We start from the raw sequence: 17,046 nt of genomic DNA, 5'->3' as shown, positions 1-17,046 counted from the left end.
CCCTGGCTCACTGGGCACCGTCCTTGAGGCGCAGCGGCGTGGCGCGGCCGAGCAGGCGCAGCACCACGACCACGGTCAGCAGCAGGCCGAGCACGGTCAGCGCGAGCGCGATCGGCAGCGCGCCGAGGGACGGCTCGTACGAGAACGAGCCCGCGGGCTCGCCGACGGTCACCAGCGGCACGCCCGGCAGCATCACCAGCGCGCCGACGATCCCGGCCGCCAGGCCGACCACGAGCGGCAGGCCGAGCAGGGCGCGGTACTCCCGGAACAGCGCCCGGCGCAGCTGGCCCGCCCGCACCCCGGCGACCCGCAGCGCGGCGAGCTCGTAGAGGCGGGCGCGGACGCCGACGTACGCGGTCAGCAGCACGACGCCGAGCGCGAGCAGGATCGCCGCGCCGCCGGCCAGCAGGTACAGCCACAGGCCGAGCGCGGGGGCGCGGCGGCCGAGCTGGTCGGTGTACCCGTCGATGGACTCGGTCCTGAGCACCTGGATGCCCAGGCTGCCCAGGCGCGCGCCGAGGTCCGCGGGGGCACCGTCGCCGGCCCAGACCTCGTACCGCAGGCTGCCGTTGTCGGCGAGGCTCGCGGTGCGCTCGGCCATGCGGGTGGCGTAGTCCAGGTCGAACATGACCGCCCGCCGGCCCGCCCGCGGCAGGCTGTCGGTGCGGGCCGCCACCGTGAACGGCTGCGGCTGCTCCGAGAAGCCGGGCAGGCTGAACGACGCGGCCCCCGCGTCGTCGGTCGGCGCCCCGCCGGCGAGCACCGCCGGCAGCGCATCCGGCGTGTCGACGTGCTCGACCACGGCGTCGGCGGGGTCGCTGCCGGACACGTCGATGCCCAGCGCCGCGCCCGCGCGGACGGCCACCGTCGCGCCGCCGATCGCGGCGTGCCGGGCCTGCCAGCGACCGGCGAGGTCGAAGCCGGGGCTGAGCGGGCCGCCGTCGGTGGTCAGTCCGCGCACGGCGACGGTGACCGCGAACGGGTCGCTGCCGCCGGCGGCGCGGCCGACCGCGAGGCCGATGAGCCGGCACTCGGCGGTACAGCCGGTGAGCGCCGCGTGGTAGTTGTGGGTGCCCTTGGCCAGCGCGCCGAGCGTCACGGTGCGCGGCGGCTGCCCCGGGTTGGCCACGATCGCGGCCAGGCGCAGCGCCGGCTTGGCCGGCAGCGCGTCGACGGTCACCTCCGCGCCGAGGTCCTTGCCGAGGCGCAGCGGGTCGGCCGCGACGGGGTGCAGGCGTGCGGCGACGGCGCCGACCTGCTCGCGGGAGTGCCCGCGCCAGACGGCCACGCCGGCCAGCCGGTCGGCCTGGACGCCGAGCAGCTCGATCGGGCTGTTGTCGAAGCGCTGGCTCGCGCGTACCACGGCCATCGAATGCCCGCTGGGATCGGCCTTGGCCACCGCGGCCGCGAGCGCATCGGGATGGGCGGCGTTGACCGTGTAGACCTGCCGGGCGCCGATCGCGTCCTGCGCGGCGTCGGAGCGCGCCCGCGCCGCGACGTCCCAGGCGGTCGCGGCGAAGGACAGCAGCGCGACGGCCACGGTCACCACGACGACCAGGCGCTGGCCGCCCGGGCGCCGCGAGAGCTGCGCGGCGGACAGCAGCGGCACGATCCGGCCGCGGCGGCGCGCGATGCGCAGCCGGGCCGCCGACCACAGGCCGAGCAGCCGGGCCGCGGCGATGCCGAGCACCAGCGCGAGCAGCGGCGGGGCGAGCAGGGCCAGCGGGGACGTGCGGTCGCCGACCGCGGCGACCAGGCTGGCCCCGGCGGCCGCCACGACGACGCCCTCGGTGACGCCGGCCCGCCAGCCACCGCGCTCGGGGACGCGGCGCAGCAGGCCGAGCACCGGGCGCGACAACGTCTGGCGGGCGGCGAGCACGGCGGCGACGATCCCGGCGGCGAACGCGACGCCGGCGGCGGCGAACACCTGCCAGCGCACCTCCGCGCCCACGCCCGGGGCGAGCAGGGCGGAGGCGGCGAGCTGCACCAGGCCGAGCCCGGCGGCGAGGCCGACCGGGACCGCGGCGGCGGTCAGCAGCACCACCTCGCCCAGGCCGAAGCGGGCCGCCCGCCCAGACGGGTAGCCGCGCAGCTTGGCCAGCGCGATCTCCGGCGCGCGCTCCTCGGTCAGGGACGCCACCAGCAGAAACAGGACAAACCAACAGAGCAGCAGCAGCGGTACCGCGATGACGGGCGCCGTCCGCGCGATCGCGCTCTGGTCGGTGTCGATGTCGTGCAGGACCGCCGGCAGGGTGGTGGTGACGTCCAGCTCGTGCCCGCGCATGCGGTCCCCGAGGGTCTGCAGGCTCTCCCGCAGCCCGGCGACGTCGTCGAGGCGGACCCGGTCGGCGCGCAGCGGGTACTCCAGCCGGGTCGACAGCGTCGCCGACGGCTCGGCGCGCAGGTCGTCCTCGGTCAGGCTGAACAGCGCGTCGGCCCGCTCCCCGTCGCCGTCCGCGCCCGCGCTGAAATACGCGGTGCGTCCCCAGTACGCGGCGTTGGCGTCCTTCGGGGCGTACAACCCGGTGATCTTGAATGTCTTGTCCCGGCCGGCACCCTCCGGGCCGAGGTGCACGGCGATCTGGTCGCCGGGCTTGAGCTCGTGCGCGGCGGCGGTGCGCCGGCTGACCGCGACCTCGCCCGGGTTGTCCGGGCAGGCGCCGTCGAGGTCGAGCTGCGCGCACACGTCCTGCCGGAAGGCGAGTCTCGCGCTCGCGCCGCCGTAGGTGACCTCCGTGTCGATGGCCGCGACCGGGCGGTCGAGGCGCTCGTCGAGAAGTCGGTCCTTGTCGAGGGCCGCGTTCATGGCCAGCCGGATCTCGGCGAGGTCCATGAAGGCGGCGCTGTCTGCGGTGCCCTTCGCCCCGACGGTCAGCCCGGTCGCGTCGGTGGACGCGGTGGACAGGCCGTCGGTGAGGACGGACTGCTGCGCGGCACGGCTGTACGCGGGCGCGAGCACGGCCGCCGTGGTCGCCGTCACGGCGAGGAGGAAGACCACGAACGACCGGCCGGCCCGGTACCTGATGCCACGCAACATGACGGTCCAGGCCGTCAAGTGAGCCCCCTGTGCTGGTCTAGCTGAAGGTTGACCCGCAGACCTTAGCCGAGTTGGGCCAGCAGGGCCTCTGCCGCCGCATAGGCGTCCGTGCGTCCGGCCGCGACGTTCTCGGCGAGGGCGCTCAGCGCGCTGCCGCTGCGCAGGTCCTTCATCCGCGCGCGCAGGGTGCCCAGCGCGATCGCCTCGACCTCCGCCTCGGCCCGCCGCTGGCGGCGGGCGCGCAGCTCGCCGGAGTCGAGCAGGTACGCACGGTGCGCATCGATGGCCTCCACGAGCTCGTCGATGCCCTCGCCGCGCGGCGCGACACAGCGCACGACGCGGGGCCGCCACTGCCCGGGGGCCCGGTCGCCGAGGCCGATCATGCCCTGGATGTCGCGGTACGTCGCGTCGGCGCCGTCGCGGTCGGCCTTGTTCACGACGAAGATATCGGCGATCTCCAGCACGCCGGCCTTGGCCGCCTGGATCGCGTCGCCCATGCCGGGCGCCAGCAGTACCACGGTGGTATCCGCGAGGCCGGCGATCTCGACCTCGGCCTGCCCGACGCCGACGGTCTCGACCACGACCGGGTCGCAGCCGGCGCCCTCCAGCACCCGCGCGGCCGCCGGCGTGGCCGCGGACAGCCCGCCGAGGTGGCCGCGGCTGGACATCGAGCGGATGTACACGCCGGGGTCGGTGGCGTGGTCCTGCATCCGGACGCGGTCGCCGAGGATGGCGCCGCCGGTGAACGGGCTGGACGGGTCGACGGCGAGCACGCCCACGCGCCGGCCGGCCTTGCGAAACGCGCGGACGAGCTCGTTGGTGGTGGTCGACTTGCCCACGCCGGGCGAGCCGGTCAGGCCGATGACGGCCGCCTCCCCCGTGTGCGGCGCGAGCGCCGCCGCGATCCGCGGCAGCGCCTCGTCGCCGTCCTCCACCAGGCTGATGAGCCGGGCCACGGCGCGGGGGTCGCCCTCGCGGGCGGCCCCCACCAGCGTCGGTACGTCGCGGGACCGGCGGATCGTCACCGCTTGGGCACGCGCAACAGGAGCGCGTCGCCCTGGCCGCCGCCGCCGCACAGCGCCGCCGCGCCGAGGCCGCCGCCGCGCCGGCGCAGCTCGAGGGCGAGGGAGAGGGCCAGCCGCGCGCCGCTCATCCCGATCGGGTGGCCCAGCGCGATCGCGCCGCCGTTGACGTTGACGATCGCCGGGTCGATGCCCAGCTCTGCGGTGGACTGCACGCCGACGGCGGCGAACGCCTCGTTGATCTCGACCAGGTCGAGGTCGGCGGCGCTCAGCCCGGCCCGGCCCAGGGCGTGCTTGATCGCGTTGGCCGGCTGGCTGGTCAGCGAGTTGTCCGGGCCCGCGACGTTGCCGTGCGCGCCGATCTCGGCGAGCCAGGTCAGCCCGAGCTCCTCGGCCTTGGCGCGGCTCATCACCACGACGGCGCAGGCCCCGTCGGAGATCGGCGAGGAGGTCGCGGCGGTGATGGTGCCGTCCTTGGTGAACGCCGCGCGCAGCTTGGCCAGGCTCTCCACCGTGGTCTCCGGCCGGATCTGCTCGTCGTCGGTCACCAGCAGCGGGTCACCCTTGCGCTGCGGGATCTCCACCGGGACGATCTCCTCCGCGAAGTGGCCGTTCTTCTGGGCGGCGGCGGCCCGCTGGTGACTGGCGGCGCCGAACGCGTCCTGCGCCTCGCGGGTGATGCCGAGCCGGGCGACGTGCCGCTCGGTCGACTCGCCCATCGACACCTGGTCGTAGACGTCGGTGAGCCCGTCGAGCGCCATGTGGTCCTTGATCACCACGTCGCCGTACTTGTATCCCTGGCGCTGCCCCATCAGCAGGTGCGGCGCGTTGGTCATCGACTCCATGCCCCCGGCCACGACGATGTCGAACTCACCCGCCCGGATGAGCTGGTCGGCCAGCGCGATGGCGTCCAGGCCGGAAAGGCACACCTTGTTGATCGTGAGCGCGGGCACGCTCATCGGAATCCCGGCGCCGACGGCGGCCTGGCGGGCGGGCATCTGGCCGGCCCCGGCCTGCAGGACCTGACCCATGATCACGTACTGCACCTGCTCGGGCGCGACACCCGAGCGCTCGAGCGCGGCCCGGATGGCGATCTCGCCCAGCTTGGTGGCCGGGAAGTCCTTGAGTGCGCCGAGCAGGCGCCCCATCGGCGTGCGGGCGCCGTTGACGATCACCGACTGAGTCATCGCAGGAGGCCTCCGAGAGAAGGTTCACATCGCGTCTTCGCGACCTGAACGTTGGATCAGTTCAGACTATCGCTATGGAGACCTCGGCTCAGAAGTTGGATATATCACCCATCGGTATCCTCCGGATCGATCACGTGGGCATCGCGGTGGCCGACCTCGACGAGGCCATCGCGTTCTACGGCCGGGTGTTCGGCATGCGCTGCGTGCACGAGGAGGTCAACGAGGAGCAGGGAGTGCACGAGGCCATGCTCTCGGTCGGCCCGACCCCCGAGGGCGGATGCCTGCAACTGCTCGCCCCGCTTTCACCCGCCTCGACGATCGCCAAGTTCCTGGACCGCAGCGGGCCGGGCATGCAGCAGCTCGCCTACACGGTGGCCGATGTCGATGCCGCCTGCGCCGCGCTGCGCGAGCGCGGGGTGCGGCTGCTGTACGACGAGCCGCGCCGCGGTACCGCCGGCTCCCGCATCAACTTCGTGCACCCGAAGGACGCCGGAGGCGTGCTCGTGGAGCTTGTGGAGCCGAACCGCGCAGCTTCGAGCACGGAGGCCTGAGCAGGTCAGTGCAGTTCTTCACAGGCCGGTGCCCGATGTAACTACCGGTCAGTAACGTCGGTTGAGGGGTCGAGATGTGTTGCCGATCCCCATGGTCGCCCGCCCGTCGTGCGGCGACGCTGCCTCAACAGCCTTCCGGACGTTAGGAGCCGTAGCGGTGCAACACATCCTCGACGCGATCATGCAGGCGGAAGGGGCCTCCGACCCCGCGACCGAGCTCCGCGCCGTGGCGGACCTGCCGGTCCCCGCAAGCTATCGGGGCGTGGTCGTCAGGGCCGACGAGGCCGACATGTTCGATGGACTGACCACCCGGGACAAGGATCCCCGCAAGTCCCTGCACGTGCAGGAGGTGCCCACGCCCGAGGTCGGGCCCGGCGAGGCGCTCATCGCCGTGATGGGCAGCGCGGTCAACTACAACACGGTGTGGACCTCGATCTTCGAGCCGGTCTCGACGTTCGGGTTCCTGCAGCGGTACGGCCGGCTGAACTCCCTGAGCCGGCGCCACGACCTGCCGTACCACGTGGTCGGCTCCGACGCCGCCGGGGTGGTGCTGCGGGTGGGCCCGGGGGTGAGCAAGTGGAAGCCGGGCGACGAGGTGGTCGCGCACTGCCTCAGCGTGGAGCTGGAGGACGCGGCCGGCCACGACGACACCATGCTCGACCCCCAGCAGCGCATCTGGGGCTTCGAGACCAACTACGGGGGCCTGGCCGAGCTCGCGCTGGTCAAGGCCAACCAGCTGATGCCCAAGCCGGCGCACCTGTCGTGGGAGGAGGCGGCCTGCCCCGGGCTGGTCAACTCGACCGCCTACCGGCAGCTGGTCTCCCAGCACGGCGCGCAGATGAAGCAGGGCGACACCGTGCTCATCTGGGGCGCCTCCGGCGGCCTGGGTTCCTATGCGGTGCAGTTCGCGCTCAACGGCGGCGCGACGCCGGTCTGCGTGGTCTCCAGCCCGCAGAAGGCCGAGCTGTGCCGGTCCATGGGCGCCGAGCTCGTCATCGACCGGTCCTCGTACCACTTCTGGAAGGACGAGGAGACCCAGGACACCGCCGAGTGGCGCCGCTTCGGTGCCGAGATCCGCTCCCTGACCGGCGGCGAGGACCCCGACATCGTGTTCGAGCACCCCGGGCGGGAGACGTTCGGCGCGAGCGTGTTCGTGGCCAAGCGCGGCGGCACGATCGTCACGTGCGCCTCGACATCGGGGTTCATGCATCAGTACGACAATCGGTATCTCTGGATGAACCTCAAGCGCATCATCGGCAGTCACTTCGCGAACTACCGCGAGGCGTGGGAGGCCAACCGGTTGATCGCCCGCGGGCGAATCCATCCGACGCTGTCGCGCACGTACTCGCTCGAGCAGACCGGGCAGGCGACGTACGACGTGCACCGCAACCTGCACCAGGGCAAGGTCGGCGTGCTGTGCCTGGCGCCCGGTGAGGGCCTCGGGGTTCGTGACGCGCAGTTGCGGGCCCGCCACGAGCAGGCGATCAACCGGTTCCGCAACCGGTAGGGCCGATCCCAGGACCGGACTTGGACCCCGCTCCGGGGGTGGTCACAGCGTGGTGACCTCCCCGGCGCGGCGATTTTCACCTCCCCGTTCGGCCAGGCGACACGCCCATAAAGCAGGACAAAAACTCGGCGTGTCCTGGCCGGTCGAAGTTGACCATGGAAGGCTCGCGGAAGATAGCCGTTGTACCCTTGCGAAAGCCCCCGGGTGGTCTGCAAGTATGTGCCAATGCCCCAGCAGCAGTCCTCGGTTGACTTCTTCCAAAACGGCTCGGATCACGAAGAGCTGAGCGTCGTCCTGCGCGGCTATGACCGCACCCAGGTCGACAGCAAGCTGCAGCGCCTCAACTCGCAGCTGCAGCAGGCCAATCAGGCCCGCGAAGAGGCCGAGGGCCGACTCGCCGAGGCCCAGCGCCGCGTCCGCCAGGCCGAGCAGCGCCTGGGCACGATGGAGCAGAAGCTCAGCGACACCAACAAGCAGCTGGAAGAGAACAACCGGCCGACGCTGTCGGGCCTGGGCACCCGGGTCGAGCAGATCCTGCGCCTGGCCGAGGAGCAGGCCAACGACCACCGCGGCGAGGCGAAGCGCGAGTCCGAGGGCATCATCTCCGCGGCCCGGCTGGAGGCCCGCGAGATCACCGACAAGGCGCGCGCCGAGTCCGCCGCCATGAAGGCGACCGCCGAGCGCGAGGCCGGCAACCTGCGCACCGCCGCCGAGCGGGAGGCCGCCGAGGTCCGGGTGCAGGCCCGGCGCGAGGCCGACACGCTGCGGGCCGACGCGGAGCGCGAGACCAAGCAGCTGCGCACCGCCACCGCGCACGAGGTCGCCGAGCTCAAGGCGACCGTCGAGCGCGAGGTCGCGACGCTGCGGGCCACCGCCGAGCGGGAGATCACCCAGCTGCGCGCCAAGGCCGCGCGCGAGGCCGAGGAGAAGCGCGCCGAGGCGACCAAGCTGCTGACCGACGCCCGCGACAAGCGCGACAAGGACCTGCAGTCCCTCGCGCTGGAGATCGCCGAGCGGCAGGAGAAGGCCGAGCGCGACGAGTCCGCGCGCCACGCCTCCGCCGTCGCCGCCACCCAGAAGCTGGTCACCGAGGCCGAGGGGCGCGCCCGGGCGGCCGAGGACCGGGCCAAGGAGATCGAGCAGCGGGCCGAGACGCGCCGCGTCGAGTCCGAGCGCGCCGCCGCCGAGACGATCGACAAGTCGAAGAACCTCGCCGACAAGACGGTGAACGAGGCCCGCGCCGAGGCCCACCGTGTGCTCAGCGAGGCTCGCGCCGAGGCGGACGACACGACCCAGCGGGCCCGGCGCGAGGTCGAAGATCTCACCCGCCAGAAGGACGCGGTCACCTCGCAGCTGGGGCAGATGCTCTCCGGCCTGGCCGGAATCATGCCCTCGGTGGGCCAGCAGCAGGGCGGAGACGCCAAGAAGGGCAAGTCGGGCGACGGCGAGAAGGTCACCGCCTGACGAAGGCGGGTCGCGGGTGGTCATGCCGCTTCTCGAATCATTCACGGGGAGTTCGACCGCACGTCCCGCCATGCGCAGTGTGTAATTGCGCATGGCGGGACGTTGCGTGTGAGGATGGGTGTTATGTCAGACGGCGGCAACCTCTTCAATGCGGGCACAGGGGTGTCCTCGGAACCTGACTTCGAGACCGCTATCCGGGGTTACCGGCGGGATCAGGTCGACAAGTACTGGACCCAGTCCGAAAACGAGATCGCCGCGCTGAAGATCGAGAACGAGGAGGTGTGGGGCCAGGTTCAGGCCCTCGCCTCACAGGTCCAGGACCTGCAGATGGAGCTCGCCGAGCTGCGCCGGCACGCGCCCAGCCACGGCGATGACCTCTCGTTCCGCCACCTCGGCCCGCGCGTCGAGCAGATCCTCGGCCTCGCCGAGGACCAGGCCGCCGACATCCGCTCCAGCGCCGTGCAGGAGATCTCCGGCCTGCGCGCCGAGGCCGAGCGTCTGCTCGCCGAGGCCCGCAACCGCGCCGCCAAGGCCAACGAGGACTTCGAGCTGGCCCTGGGCGCCCGCCGCGCCGAGGAGGAGCGCGCCGTGAGCCAGCGCCGCTCCGAGCTGGACGCCGAGTCGCGCGCGCTCGACGAGCGCACCACCAGGGCCCAGGCCGAGGCCGAGCGCCTCGTCGCCACCGCGCACGGCGAGGCCCAGCGCGTCACCCAGTCCATCACCGCCCGGCTCGAGCAGGCCCGCGCCGAGTCCGAGCGGGACGCCCACGGGGTGCGCACCGCCGCCGAGCAGCACGCCGAAGCGGTACGCGCCGAGGCCGAACAGCACGCCCACTCCCTCCGCTCGGCCGCCGAGCAGGAGACCGCCGGCGCCCAGTCGCACGCCGCCGCGATCGTCGCGCAGGCCCAGGAGCAGGCCGCCACGCTCGCGGCCCAGGCCAAGCACGAGGCCGACACGCTCGCCGCGCAGGCCCAGCAGACGGCCGCGGCCGTCGCCGCCAAGGCGCAGGAGGCCGCCGATGCGGTCGCCGCCCAGGCCCAGCAGCACGCCGCGACCGTCACCAGCCAGGCCAAGGAGGCCGCGGACGCCCTGGCCGCCCAGGCCGAGCGCGCCGCCGCCGAGGCCGCGGAGCAGGCCCGCCTCCGGCTCGAGGCGGAGACCGGCGCGGCCAAGCAGGATGCGGACACCCAGCTCGCCGCGTACCGCGCCACGCTGGAGCAGGAGCTGCGCGACCTGCGCGCGGCCCACGACGCGGAGCTCGCCGAGCAGCGGGCCGCCGCCACCGCCGAGGCCGACCGCCTCCGCGAGGCCGCGAAGGCCGAGGCCGAGAAGCTGCGCACCGCCGCCGCCGGCGAGGCCGACGACCTGCGCGCGTCCGCGGCTTCCGAGGCCGACACGCTGCGCACCGCCGCCGCGACGGAGGCGGAGGGCGTCCGCGCCGCCGCCACCACCGAGGCCGACGACCTGCGTGCCGCCGCGGCCACCGAGGCCGAGGGCGTCCGCGCCGCCGCCACGACCGACGCCGCCGGTGTCCGCGCCGAGGCCCAGGCCGAGCGCGAGAAGGTCCGCTCGGCGACCGCCGCGGAGACCGAGAAGCTCCGCGCGGCCGCCTCGGCCGAGGTGAAGGCGCTGAAGACCCGCATCGAGGCCCTCGACGCCGAGGCCAAGACGCTCCGCGCGACGGCCGCCGAGGCGGAGACGCTCCGCGCAGCCGCCGCCGAGACCGAGGCGCTGAAGGCCCGGATCGAGGCGCTCGAATCCGAGGCCGAGTCGGCCACCGAGCGGACGATGGCCCTCGACGCCGCGAAGACCGAGGCCGGCGCCGCCGCCGAGAAGGCCGTCGCCGAGGCCAAGGCGACGGCGGACGAGGCCACGAAGCGCCTCACCGAGGCCGAGGCGAGGCTGGCCGAGGTCCAGTCGCAGGAGGCCGCGCTGCGCGAGCGCCTGAAGGACTCCACCGAGGCCGAGAGCCGCGTCGCCGAGCTGCGCGAGCAGGAGGCCGAGCTCAGCGGCCAGCTGACCCGGCTGCGCGAGCAGGAGACGGAGCTGACGGCCCAGGTCGCCGCCGTCGAGGCCCGCCTGGCCGAGCTCAACCAGGAGCTGTCCACCGCCGCGCCGAAGAACGGCAAGGTGACGGCGGACGCCACCAACGGCACCCGCTGACCGACCCCGCACCCGGACTCTGGGGCGACAAGCGCGCCGGCCCGGCGCGCGCAGGGCGGGCCGGGCCGGAAACGGGTGTGATCAGAAGGTGACGACGGACTTCGTGACCGTGTACGCCTCGGCGTAATGGGCGCGGCACTCCATTCCCCGCAGGCGCGCCAAGCCCAGGAACACCTCGTCGTCCCACCAGTCGCGCGCCTTCTGCGACGGGAAGTGCTCGTGCAGCAGTGCGACCTTGCGGCGGCCCTGGTCCGGGGTCAGCGGGACATAGACGTTGCGCCGGGAGAGGTCGCCGTCCCACTTCGGGATCTCGTAGTGCAGCACCAGGGAGTTGCGGAAGGCCGTCGAGGCCAGCGAGCCCAGCAGGCGGTGATCCTGGTGGGCGTCGTCGGTCGACGGGGCCAGGACCAGGTCCGCGGTGCCGAGGCGCGCGGCGGCCTCGACGATCTCCTTCGTGGCGTTCCAGTGCGCGGGCAGCCGGCCGTCGGGCAGGTCGTTCAGGTGGAACGTGAGCGAGCCGGCGTGGGACAGGAAGGCCGAGGCCGCCGCGCGGGCCTCCGCCTGCCGGTTCGGCACGCCGGTGGCCAGCACGTAGTCGACGGTGACGCCCTCGGGCAGGGACAGCAGCAGGCCGCCGGCCGCGATCTCGATGTCGTCCGGGTGGGCACCCAGGGCGACCACCGACCGCACGCCGGTCAGGGAGAAGCCGATCACGAGGCGGGCCCCCGCACGGCGTCCCAGAGCATCCACGGGCAGTTGCCGCTGCTGTACGCCTCCTCCATCTCCGCGCGGTCCTTGAAGGTGTCGATCGCGCGCCAGAAGCCGTCGTACTGCTGCGCCATCAGCCGGCGCTCCGGGATGAGCCGGTCGAAGGCGTGCGGCACCATGTCCTCGCCCTCCCTCAGCACGTCGAAGACGCCGGGCCGCAGGATGAAGTACCCGCCGTTCTCCCACGTCATGAGCTCGCGGAAGTCGCGCACTCGGGAGACCGAGCCGTCGGCGTCCATCTCCACCACGTGGTGGGTGGACACCGGCGGCACCGCGAGCATGCTCACGGTCGCCTCCGAGTTGCGGAACCGCTCCACCATCTCCGGCAGCGGCGCGTCGGTGAGCGTGTCGGCGTAGTTGGCCAGGAACATCGGCTCGTCCTCGACGTACTTGCGCACGCGCATGAGCCGCTCGCCGATCGTGGCCTTGAGGCCGGTGTCGATGAAGGTGATGTTCCAGCCGGTGATGTCCGTGGAGAACAGCTGGACGTCGCGGTCGCCGCCGGTGAGCGTGAAGTCGTTCGACAGCGTCTCGTCGTAGTGCAGGAAGTAGTCCTTGACGACGGCGGCGCCGTAGCCCAGGGCCAGGATGAAGTCGGTGTGTCCGAAGTGTGCGTAGTAGCGCATGACGTGCCACAGCAGCGGCCGGTCGCCGATCATCGCCATCGGCTTCGGCGCGTTGTTCGTCCCCTCGCGCATGCGCATGCCGAGGCCACCACAGAACAGAACGACCTTCATGTGCGGGATTACCCCTCTACCTCGAGGACCGGGATCGGGTACACCAGCTTGCCGCCCCAGTCCTTGACGTAGGACAGCTGCGCGCTGATCTCGGTGCGCAGGTTCCACGGCAGGACCAGGACGTAGTCGGGCCGGTCGGCGGCGATGCGCTCCGGCTCGTGAATCGGGATGTGCGTGCCGGGCAGGAACATGCCCTGCTTGTGCGGCGAGCGGTCGACCGTGTACTCGAGCAGGTCCTCGCGGATGCCGCAGTGGTTGAGCAGCGTGTTGCCCTTGCCCGGGGCGCCGTAGCCGACGACCCGCTTGCCCTCGGCCCGCGCCTGCATGAGGAACGTCAGCAGGTCCCGCTTGATGGTGAAGACCTCGTTCGCGAAGCCCATGTGGCCCTCGAGCGTGTGCAGGCCGGCCGCGGCCTCGGTCTCCAGCAGCGTCTTGACGGCCAGCGACGGCTCGCCGGCAAACTCGGTGTGCTTGGCGTGGACCCGCAGCGAGCCGCCGTGCGTGGACAACTCCTCGACGTCGACGACGGTGAGGCCGCCCTTGGCCAGCGCCCGCGAGGCGGTCAGCAGCGAGAGGTACTGGTAGTGCTCGTGGTAGATGGTGTCGTACTGCCGACGCTCGATCAGGCGCAGCAGGTGCGGGAACTCCAGGGTCACCAGGCCGTCGGGCTTGACGAGGTTGGCGAGGCCCTGCGAGAAGCCGATGATGTCGGGAATATGCGCGTAGACGTTGTTCGCGGCCACGAGATCCGCGCGCCCGTATTGATCGGCGACGGCCGCCCCGGTTTCCGGCCCGAGAAAGCAGACCTCCGTCCGAACGCCCTTTTCCCGGGCGACCTCCGCGACATTTCCGGCCGGCTCGACGCCGATGACCGGAATACCGGCGGCCACAAAATGCTGCAGAAGGTACCCATCATTACTGGCCACTTCGGCGACCAGACTGTCGGCCGTTAGGCCGAGCTTCTCCGTCATCGCGACCGCGTAGCGGCGGGCGTGCTCGACCCAGGACGTGGAGTAGGAGGAGAAGTAGAGGTAATCGGAGAAGATGTCCTCGCCCGCGACATATGCCGGAAGCTGCACCAGGAGGCAGTCGGAGCAGATGCGCACGTGCAGCGGATAGAACGTCTCCGCCGCGTCCACCTTGTCGGCCGAGACGTAGCTCTCGCAGAGCGGGGACATCCCCAGGTCGACGAAGGTCTCGGTGAGCTCGGCCCCACACAGCCGGCACGAGACTGCGGACATGCGTTCCCCCTCATAGTCGTTGGCGCTAGGCTGCTGGCCGGTGGCTGACCAGGTGTCGGAGACGCGCAAGCTTAGAACAGTTCTCTGAATCCGACCCGGCCGCCAAGAACCTAGCCGTCCAGGCCGCACGGCGGTAAACGACAAAGTAAAAAGTCCGACAGACGACCAGGGGCCGTTTTGCACGGCTTCTAGAATCACATCCTGCCCCCCAAGCCTTCGGGAGCTAGCTCATGCGCGTACTCGTCACCGGCCACGACGGATACATCGGCAGCGTTCTGGTGCCGTTACTCACCGAAGCCGGGCACGAGGTCGTCGGCCTCGACACCGGGCTGTTCGCGGACTGCGTGCTCGGTCCGGCGCCCGAAGAGGTCAAGACGCTCCGCGTCGACCTGCGTGACGTGGAGCCGGAGCACGTGACCGGCTTCGACGCGGTGATCCACCTCGCCGCGCTGTGCAACGACCCGCTGGGCAACCTCAACCCCGACCTGACGTACGACGTCAACCACCGCTCGACACTGCGGCTGGCCCGCGCGGCCAAGGCCGCCGGCGTGGAGCGCTTCCTGTTCTCGTCGTCGTGCTCGCTGTACGGCAAGGGCGAGGACGACACCCCACTGGACGAGACGGCCGGCTTCCAGCCGGTGACCCCGTACGGCGAGTCGAAGATCCTCTCCGAGCAGGGCCTGCTGGAGCTGGCCGACGACGACTTCTCGCCGGTGTTCCTGCGCAACTCCACGGCGTACGGGTTCTCCCCGCGCCTGCGCGGCGACCTGGTGGTCAACGACTTCGCCGCGCACGCGCTGCTGACCGGCAAGGTGGTGCTGCTGTCCGACGGCATGGCGTGGCGGCCGCTCATCCACATCGAGGACATCTCGGCGGCATTCCTGGCGCTGATGGAGGTCGACCGCGACCGGGTGCACGCCAAGGCGTACAACATCGGGCGCACCAGCGAGAACTACCTCATCCGCGACGTGGCCAACCTGGTCGCCGAGATCGTGCCGGGCAGCGAGCCGACCTTCGCCGAGGGCGCCGGCGCGGACCTGCGCAACTACCGCGTGACGTGCGACCTCATCGAGCGCGAGATCCCCGAGTTCCAGCCGAAGTGGAACGTCAAGCTCGGCGTCGAGCAGCTCGTCGAGGCCTACCAGCGGCACGGGCTGACCATCGAGCAGTTCGCCAGCGAGACCCACCAGCGGATCAAGCGGATCAAGGCGCTGATCGCGGCGGGCAAGCTCGACAACAACCTGCGCTGGACGAACGCGTGACGGCGCCGAGCGACATCCAGGCCGAGCACCTCCAGCACCGCCTCTGCGACGCCTGCGGCGAGGACCGGCTCGTCCCGTTCGCCGACCTGGGCGAGATCCCGGTGCTGTGCGGCGTGCACTGGGAGGCGCACGGCGACGCGGTGGCCTCGCCGGTCGGCCGGATGGTGCTGGCCGCCTGCCCGCGCTGCGCCTACGTGCGCAACGTCGCGTTCGAGGCGGACAAGCTCGTCTACGACACCACGATGGACACCAACCTGCACTTCTCCCCCGCGTTCCAGAAGTTCTCGGCGGAGCTGGTGCAGAGCCTCAACGAGCGGTACGACCTGAGCGGCAAGCTGGTGCTGGACATCGGCTGCGGGCAGGGCGAGTTCCTGCGCGAGCTCACGCACGCCAGCGACGCGCGGGGGGTCGGCTACGACGCCATGTACGCCGGCGAGGAGGGCGAGCAGGGCAACGCCACGTTCCACTGCGGGTTCGCCCCGCGCGGCGGCGGCCTGCCGCAGTACGACTTCTTCACCTCCCGGCACTGGTTCGAGCACATCGATGACCCCTACGAGTTTCTCGTCGACCTGCGCGAGCAGGCGAACGGGCGCGAGGTGTTCGGCTACGTCGAGGTGCCCGACGCCGTCTACGACCTCGCCACCGCCGGGTGGGAGGTCATCTACCCGCACGTGTCGTACTTCGACGCCTACTCGCTGGCCACCATCTTCGGCCGCGCGGGCTGGACGGTGGAGTCGACCGGCACCCTGTTCTCCGGCATGTTCCGGTACATCGAGGTCTCGGCCAACCGGCCGCGCGCCGGCGGCCACGTCGCGCACACCGGCGAGCTGCCCTCGCTGCGCGCGCGGGACAAGCAACTCGCCGCGATCGCCGGCTTCTCCGACCGTCACCACGCCGAGCGGCAGCAGTGGCGGGACACGATCGCCCGGCTCGACGCCGAGGGCGCCCGCCCGGTGCTGTGGGGCGCGGGCTCGCGAGGCGTGCAGTTCCTCACCCTCGCCGACCGGGAGCTGGCGCTGGCCGGCGTGGTGGACCTCAACCCGCGCAAGTGGGGCCGGTTCCTGCCGGTCACCGGCCACCGGGTCGACCCGCCGTCGACGCTGACCTCGCTGCAGCCGAAAGCGGTCGTCATCACCAACCCGGCGTACAAGGAAGAAATCGCCAAATCCCTGGCGGATCTCGGCGTCACCGCCGAAATCCTCGTCGCATAGCGACCGAGCGTTCGTCGAAGGCCCCGTATTCCTCGCAACGCGCGAGGAATACGGGGCCTTCGACGTCGGCCCGTCGCAACCATCACGCGGCACTAGCCGCTATACTCGCAGAACCGCCGTCTTAGCCAGAACCGGACGGCGGTTCCATGCTGTCCGTTCACCCAGGTGTCGCGGTCAGTCATCGTCAAGTACAGTCCGTAATGCACCGTAGCCCAAAGCGATCATTCATTGTGTCATCTGGCTGATAGACCGCCGAGGAGACATTGATGTCAGGTGTGACGGGCGCGCTGGTCGCCGGCAAACGGCAGGCGCGCCGAGTGAACAACCTCCTGTGGGAACGCCGGTTGGGCGTCGTCACCCGCGGCGTCGTCGCCGTCGACTACCCCGACGCCAGCCAGTACGCCTCGATCGACTACGCGCTGATCGACCAGATCCTCCGCCATCTGGCGCTGCAGCCCTCCGACGTGTTCGTCGACGTCGGGTGCGGCAAGGGGCGGGTCCTCTGCTGCGCGGCCCGGTTCCGGGTCCGGCACGTCATCGGCGTGGACCTGTCGGAGGAGTTCTGCGCGCAGGCCCGGGCCAACGCGGAGCGGACCCGCGGCCGGCGTTCGCCGGTCGAGGTGCACCAGGCGTTCGCGCAGGAGTACGACTACTCGGACTGCACCGCGTTCTATATGTTCTCGCCGTTCGGGCCGGACACCATGGAGCAGGTGCTCACGAAGATCCGCAAGGATCGCGCCGGCGCGCCGATTCGCATCGCGTATTCGAACCCCGCGTTCGTCGAGGTGTTCGCCGGACAGGACTGGCTCGAGCAGTACGATTTCTGGGACCGGGATGCGCGCGGCGAGGAACATTCGGTCGCGTTCTACCGGTCGAAATAGCACGCGATATCCGCC

Annotated in this window: 13 protein-coding genes; 7 read left to right on the top strand and 6 right to left on the bottom strand. The window is 71.8% G+C overall.

The features are described from left to right. Positions 1-7: 7 nt before the first annotated feature. From ACGFI8_RS01130 to ACGFI8_RS01120, 3 genes are read right to left on the bottom strand one after another with little or no spacing between them, the layout of a single operon-like run. A complete protein-coding gene (locus tag ACGFI8_RS01130; protein ID WP_392798187.1) occupies positions 8-3,055 on the bottom strand; it encodes an FtsX-like permease family protein in 3,048 nt (1,015 codons plus the stop codon). Positions 3,056-3,099: 44 nt separating this feature from the next. Further along, positions 3,100-4,056, bottom strand: coding sequence for a methylmalonyl Co-A mutase-associated GTPase MeaB (gene meaB / locus ACGFI8_RS01125; protein WP_392799572.1), 957 nt, complete (start codon positions 4,054-4,056; stop codon positions 3,100-3,102). Between the two features lie 2 nt (positions 4,057-4,058). After that, on the bottom strand, positions 4,059-5,246 hold the full coding sequence (locus ACGFI8_RS01120; RefSeq protein WP_392798184.1) for an acetyl-CoA C-acetyltransferase: 1,188 nt from the start codon (positions 5,244-5,246) through the stop codon (positions 4,059-4,061). A 74-nt stretch (positions 5,247-5,320) separates the two neighbouring features. Here ACGFI8_RS01120 and mce point away from each other — a divergent pair, with 74 nt between their 5' ends. The 4 genes from mce (at position 5,321) to ACGFI8_RS01100 (ending at position 10,931) form a co-directional block, all read left to right on the top strand. Next, positions 5,321-5,797 (top strand): methylmalonyl-CoA epimerase, encoded by a 477-nt coding sequence (gene mce / locus ACGFI8_RS01115; RefSeq protein ID WP_392798181.1) that lies wholly within the window; start codon positions 5,321-5,323, stop codon positions 5,795-5,797. A 157-nt stretch (positions 5,798-5,954) separates the two neighbouring features. After that, positions 5,955-7,304: a crotonyl-CoA carboxylase/reductase gene (gene ccrA, locus ACGFI8_RS01110; RefSeq protein ID WP_392798179.1), complete on the top strand. Its 1,350-nt coding sequence runs from the start codon at positions 5,955-5,957 to the stop codon at positions 7,302-7,304. Between the two features lie 225 nt (positions 7,305-7,529). Continuing rightward, entirely contained in the window at positions 7,530-8,768 is a 1,239-nt protein-coding gene (locus ACGFI8_RS01105; RefSeq protein WP_392798176.1) for a cell division protein DivIVA, read from the top strand. Positions 8,769-8,891: 123 nt separating this feature from the next. Beyond that, positions 8,892-10,931, top strand: coding sequence for a hypothetical protein (locus tag ACGFI8_RS01100; protein ID WP_392798174.1), 2,040 nt, complete (start codon positions 8,892-8,894; stop codon positions 10,929-10,931). Positions 10,932-11,012: 81 nt separating this feature from the next. Here the strand turns inward: ACGFI8_RS01100 and ACGFI8_RS01095 are convergent, their stop codons facing one another. The 3 genes from ACGFI8_RS01095 to ACGFI8_RS01085 are packed head-to-tail and all read right to left on the bottom strand — an operon-like array spanning position 11,013 to position 13,677. Next, on the bottom strand, positions 11,013-11,645 hold the full coding sequence (locus ACGFI8_RS01095) for a PIG-L deacetylase family protein (RefSeq protein WP_392798171.1): 633 nt from the start codon (positions 11,643-11,645) through the stop codon (positions 11,013-11,015). Further along, positions 11,642-12,436 (bottom strand): sugar phosphate nucleotidyltransferase, encoded by a 795-nt coding sequence (locus ACGFI8_RS01090; RefSeq protein ID WP_392798169.1) that lies wholly within the window; start codon positions 12,434-12,436, stop codon positions 11,642-11,644. The genes ACGFI8_RS01095 and ACGFI8_RS01090 overlap by 4 nt, the downstream gene beginning before the upstream one ends. Before the next feature lie 8 nt (positions 12,437-12,444). Further along, complete coding sequence (locus ACGFI8_RS01085; RefSeq protein WP_392798167.1) at positions 12,445-13,677, bottom strand: methyltransferase domain-containing protein; 1,233 nt, start codon at positions 13,675-13,677, stop codon at positions 12,445-12,447. Positions 13,678-13,907: 230 nt separating this feature from the next. Here ACGFI8_RS01085 and ACGFI8_RS01080 point away from each other — a divergent pair, with 230 nt between their 5' ends. The 3 genes from ACGFI8_RS01080 (at position 13,908) to ACGFI8_RS01070 (ending at position 17,031) form a co-directional block, all read left to right on the top strand. Further along, the gene (locus tag ACGFI8_RS01080; RefSeq protein ID WP_392798164.1) at positions 13,908-14,939 is read left to right on the top strand and encodes an NAD-dependent epimerase/dehydratase family protein; all 1,032 of its coding nucleotides are present in this window, start codon (positions 13,908-13,910) and stop codon (positions 14,937-14,939) included. Continuing rightward, on the top strand, positions 14,936-16,150 hold the full coding sequence (locus ACGFI8_RS01075) for a methyltransferase domain-containing protein (RefSeq protein ID WP_392798161.1): 1,215 nt from the start codon (positions 14,936-14,938) through the stop codon (positions 16,148-16,150). The genes ACGFI8_RS01080 and ACGFI8_RS01075 overlap by 4 nt, the downstream gene beginning before the upstream one ends. 266 nt (positions 16,151-16,416) lie before the next feature. Further along, positions 16,417-17,031, top strand: a complete 615-nt coding sequence (locus ACGFI8_RS01070) for an SAM-dependent methyltransferase (RefSeq protein ID WP_392798158.1) — start codon at positions 16,417-16,419, stop codon at positions 17,029-17,031. Positions 17,032-17,046 lie beyond the last annotated feature (15 nt).

This window comes from Dactylosporangium sp. NPDC048998 (genome assembly GCF_043197855.1).
Lineage (GTDB): Bacteria > Actinomycetota > Actinomycetes > Mycobacteriales > Micromonosporaceae > Dactylosporangium.
This window is presented reverse-complemented; position numbering and strand designations above follow the sequence as displayed.